Here is a 4,726-nt window from a genome sequence, read left to right as displayed (position 1 = left end):
TGACAATGGATAATTATCAACTATTCATTATTAATTAAAAGGGCGATCGCAAAATTACGCCTTCTTAAAAAAGAGATTAAACACCTTCAGCAAAACCCAAAGGTTGAAACTGAGTATCATTGATAATTTTAACCGTTTCCCCCGACTGCTTAATCACAAACAAACCGCGCCGATAGGCATAGACATCTATCCCCTGATCAATTTCAATGCCTGCCACTGCCCCATAAACCCGAAACTCTCGAAATTGGGGAAAAGCAACCTTAAATCGCTGTAATCGGCTGACAAAATCATCTACATCATCCCTCGACAGTCGAGATTTACATTCCACAGCCACCAACTCGCTCCCATTCACCGCCACAATATCAATCTCCATTGCAGCCCCAGGACGCTTACTTTTCAAGCGACTCATCGTTTGGGTGACATCAATGCCCCGTTCCTGAAATAAACGCACAACAGCAGGCTCTACTATTTCTTCAACGAATCTGCCCCAGCGTGTTGTTAGGTTATTAACGGCTTTGGTCGTTTCTTGTACCTGTTTTTTTAATTCTTCCATCGTGCGATTAGCTTCCTCTCTGCGGCGATCAGCTTCGGCACTGCGGCGATCGGCTTCGGCACTGCGGCGATCAGCTTCCTTTTGAAACTCGGCAAATTGGGCCTCAGTTCTTTCAAATAACTTGTAAATATCGGCGATCGTTACAGCGTCTGACATAGGAAGAGTCTTCAAGCTTGAGGAGTCTAGTCCCATTCTAGCGACTTGGCCCAGAAAAAATCCCTAGCTTCTCATCCGTGTTTTTTCAATCAATTATTGACTATCAACTAATCAGCGATCGCAGTTTAAGAGGAAGGGGTCAAAGGTCAAAAGGCGATCGCGGTCAATGGATAATAGGCAATTGACAATGGATAATTATCAACTATAGCTCATGCGGCCATGGGCTACTATTTTAATCATCAGGAAGAAATTGACCTGGAAATTACCCAAGAATGGGATCAGATACAAGTTAGCATGACGCGAATAGCTAAATCACCTTTTTACACCGGGATGAAAGAAGTGACTTTTTCCCCGCCCTTCCCCCGAATGCACCCCGTAACTGATATAAGTAGAGATGTAGGTCTATAACCAAAATTGCCGCATCAGTTCGGTTAGGTGACTGTTTTTCGCTTGTCTAGGAGGGTAGATATGCTCAACGAATTAATTTATGAAGGATTAGGTTTAAGTGCTGTTTTCGGAGGACTATTCCTCTGGTCGCGCTCTGGTCTCGTCAGCAAAAATACCGCCCTTTTAGCCGCACAAGCGCAATTACAGCAAAGTAACTCAGATTTGTTGGCTCAAGTCAAGGGTTTAGACGTGGCGCAATCAGACTTAAAAGATGAAAATCAGCAGCTGCACGCCAAAATAATTCACATAGAACAACATTCCGCCCAATTACAGCACAAAGCTACGGATTTAGAAAATTCTCTCCAGTCCCTCCAGCAAGCTGTCCATATAGGTGAGGGTGAAATCGAACACCTGAAAACCACCGCTAAGGAAATAGAAGCGGAGAAAGCTGGTCTGATGGAGCAATTAGAGGGAGAAAAAGCCCAAATTACTAGCCTAGAGGCACAGATTCAAACTTTAGAGCAGCAAAAAGGTGAAATTAACCGTCAATTTGATTTGACCAAAAAACAGACCACCTCTCTCTATAGTCAAATTCAGACCCTAGAACAGGATAAAACTCTCTTACAGCAAGAGCTAGAAAAAGCTGAGGAATTAAGGGCGAAAGTGGCCGATTTAGAGCATAAAAACCAGGAATTAAGCGATTTAGCCGCCCAAATTCCCAGCTGGCAAGGTCAAATTCAAACCTTAGAACAGAATCTGGCTCACCAAACAGAACAGTATGAGCGAGGACAGCAAGAAATAGCCAGCTTACAGGGTCAAATTACCGGGTTAGAGCAGCAAAAAAAGTCTCTCAGCGAAGATTTAGCCGCAAGTCAAACTCGATCGCTCTCTTTAGGGCAAGAATGCGACAATTTAACTATAAAACTCCAAGAAACCGTCGCTCAAGTGACAGCCATAACCGCCGAAAAGGACAGTCTCGGCGCTCATCTCGAAGCAGCTAAACTGGAGTTACAAGCTTTAGCAGCCCAGAAAGGGGAATTATCGGCAGAATTAAGCACTGCTGCCGAAAAAATTGCTCATTTAGAAGGGCAATTACAGGAATTAAACCAGTTACCGCAACAATTGGCCGATTCTCAGGCAAAAAATGCTGATTTAGAAGGGCAATTACAGGAATTAAACCAGTTACCGCAACAATTGGCTGATTCTCAGGCAACAATTGCTAATTTAGAAGGGCAATTACAGGAATTAACCCAGTTACCGCAACAGCTAGAAACCTATCGGGAAAACATTTCTAATTTAGAGATTCAACTACACCAGTTAAGTGCCGAAAAAGACCAATTAGAAACCACAACTTCCCGTCATATCGAGGAATTAAGCCAACAAAATCGCCAACTAACTCAAGATTTAGAAGTCAAAAAAACGGCAGATAAAGCTTTAGAAAAGGAAAAAATTAAGTTTGAGGGTGAGTTAGCAACTAAGCAAGAAGAAATCGCCGCTTTAGAGGTTCAAATTCAAAACCTAAAGCAAGAAAGAGACGATTTCTCTCCACAAACTGCCCCTATTACCACTAATGAACCAGCAGCAATTATTAGTGAAACTCCGGTAGTAGAAGAGCAGGAAACTCCCTCGGTGATTGCCGAGGAAACTCCCCCGGTGATTGCCGAGGAAACTCCGGTAGTAGCATCCGAAAAAATACCGGTTGCCGATACAAGTTTAGAAGTGCAACCCGCAGCGGAGATAGTCCAAACGAGTCAAGAATCCGCCGAAAATACCCTAAGGGGAAAAAGCGTAGTTATACTAGGAACCTTCAGCAAAATCAGTCGCGAGAAAGCGAAATCATTGATTATTAATGTCGGTGGTACTGTTACCAGTTCCCCCAGTGCGAACACTGATTATATTCTCCTCGGTAAAGCCCCCGGTGAGAAACTCAAAAAGGCTCAAAAATTAGGCATTAAAACCCTTTCAGAAGCCCAATTTCTGCAAATGGTAGAATTAGTTTAGCCGTCGGTTGTCAGGAGATAGGGTGGTCACTGCGTGCGCGTTGCGGAGGGTTTTGGGGTGATAGGGTGATGAAACAGCTTCCCCACCTCCCCACTTCCCCACTTCCCCACTTCCCCACTTCCCCACACCCTGTTCCCTTGATTACCAAAATTATGAGTCAAAAAATTGCCTTTTTAGGATTAGGAGTGATGGGAGCGCCGATGACGACTAATCTTGTCCGTCAAGGTTTTGCTGTCAATGCTTGGAATCGTACCCCAGAGGCGCCGGGGATAACCATTGCCGGGGCAGCTGGTGCGAACATTTGTTCTAGTATCGCCGCCGCCGTCAGGGATGCCGAGATTGTCTTTACCTGCGTCGGGGATGTGCCTGACGTGGAGGCGGTAATTTTAGGACCGGGGGGTGTCATGGAATCGGCAGCGGTGGGAACTCTGGTGGTGGATATGAGTACCATTGGCTCTCAAGCCGCTAGGATGATTGGTAAAAAGCTAGAGGAAAATAATCTCCGTTTTCTCGATGCTCCCGTCTCTGGGGGCGATATTGGGGCAAAAAACCGCACTTTAACTATTATGGTGGGAGGGAAAGAAGCGGATTTTCAGACTTGTCTGCCCTGTTTTCAAGCCATGGGCAAAACTATTCGCTGGTGTGGCGAAATCGGCAACGGACAAGCGGTAAAACTCTGTAATCAAGTCTTGGGGGCGGTTCACATGGTGGCGCTGTGTGAGGCTCTAAAAATGGCAAAAATTCAAGGATTAGACCCCAATTTAGTCATAGAAGTCTGTAAAACGGGGGCGGCAGGTTCTTGGGCTTTGGAAAATTTGGGACCAAAAATCCTCGCCCAAGATTTACAGCCAGCTTTTATGATTGAACATATTTTAAAAGATTTGCGATTAGTTAAAGAAACTGCCCAGACAGCCGGGGAAATTCTGCCCGGGACAGATTTAGCGGAAGCTTTATTTAAAGTAGTAGCGGAATTGGACGAAGGCAAGGGAATTAAACAGGGAACCCAAGCGATGATTCGCGCCTACGATTAAGCCTTTTGTTGACGATAAATATCATCGGTACGGGCAGCCATGATGAAATCATTTTGATGTAATCCGCCCACGTCATGGGTCCACCAAGAAACGGTAACTTTACCCCATTCTGTCAATAAAGCGGGGTGATGGCCTTCTTTTTCCGCCGCTTCTCCCACGGCATTAGTAAAGGCGATTGCCCCTTGAAAATTGGCAAATTTATAGAGTTTTTGCAGACGGGGAATACCCTCGTATTCTAAGAGATTCCAATCGGGAATTTTAGCCTGTAAAGCGGTAATTTCCTCGGCAGTGATAGGAGAAGAACCCGATTGATAAGGTTGACATTTTTGTTGGGCAAGTTCGGTCATAGGGGTATCAATCTAGATTTTTTAAGTAAGTAGTTATAATTAAATTGAAGATAGATTTTGCCTCTGGTTCCCCCTGCCCCCCTTGATAAGGGGGGCAGGGGGGCAGGGGGGATCCCCCCTGCCCCCCTTGATAAGCTATCCATTAGTCACATCTTTCTTAACATAAAATTTGACAAAAAGAGAAAAGTGTGCCAGATGGCTCAAGGGGGTTCTATGGGGGAACTAATTTGATGAGATAGTTTCCAAGTCTC

General features: G+C 44.9%; 4 protein-coding genes. 2 read left to right on the top strand and 2 right to left on the bottom strand.

Annotated features, from left to right (window positions below):
• Positions 1 to 76: 76 nt before the first annotated feature.
• Positions 77 to 709 carry a DUF3782 domain-containing protein gene (locus IM456_RS20340; RefSeq protein WP_287712800.1) on the bottom strand — a complete coding sequence of 211 codons (633 nt, stop codon included), beginning with the start codon at positions 707 to 709 and terminating at the stop codon, positions 77 to 79.
• Between the two features lie 468 nt (positions 710 to 1,177).
• On the opposite strand from IM456_RS20340, the gene IM456_RS20335 reads away from it, so the two are divergent.
• Both IM456_RS20335 and IM456_RS20330 read left to right on the top strand, forming a co-directional pair.
• A complete protein-coding gene (locus tag IM456_RS20335) occupies positions 1,178 to 3,097 on the top strand; it encodes a BRCT domain-containing protein (protein WP_287691585.1) in 1,920 nt (639 codons plus the stop codon).
• Positions 3,098 to 3,249: 152 nt separating this feature from the next.
• Positions 3,250 to 4,128, top strand: a complete 879-nt coding sequence (locus IM456_RS20330) for an NAD(P)-dependent oxidoreductase (protein WP_149987061.1) — start codon at positions 3,250 to 3,252, stop codon at positions 4,126 to 4,128.
• Here the strand turns inward: IM456_RS20330 and IM456_RS20325 are convergent.
• A complete protein-coding gene (locus tag IM456_RS20325; protein WP_002762185.1) occupies positions 4,125 to 4,475 on the bottom strand; it encodes a 4a-hydroxytetrahydrobiopterin dehydratase in 351 nt (116 codons plus the stop codon). The genes IM456_RS20330 and IM456_RS20325 overlap by 4 nt on opposite strands.
• Positions 4,476 to 4,726 lie beyond the last annotated feature (251 nt).

The organism is Microcystis sp. M079S1 (assembly GCF_020246425.1).
Taxonomy (GTDB): Bacteria; Cyanobacteriota; Cyanobacteriia; order Cyanobacteriales; family Microcystaceae; genus Microcystis; species Microcystis aeruginosa.
This window is presented reverse-complemented; position numbering and strand designations above follow the sequence as displayed.

Excerpts from the sequence above, each read along its gene's own strand:
- IM456_RS20335 (WP_287691585.1), top strand. The coding sequence starts at position 1,178 with ATGCTCAACGAATTAATTTATGAAGGATTAGGTTTAAGTGCTGTTTTC.
- IM456_RS20330 (WP_149987061.1), top strand. The coding sequence starts at position 3,250 with ATGAGTCAAAAAATTGCCTTTTTAGGATTAGGAGTGATGGGAGCGCCG.
- IM456_RS20325 (WP_002762185.1), bottom strand. The coding sequence starts at position 4,475 with ATGACCGAACTTGCCCAACAAAAATGTCAACCTTATCAATCGGGTTCT.
- IM456_RS20340 (WP_287712800.1), bottom strand. The coding sequence starts at position 709 with ATGTCAGACGCTGTAACGATCGCCGATATTTACAAGTTATTTGAAAGA.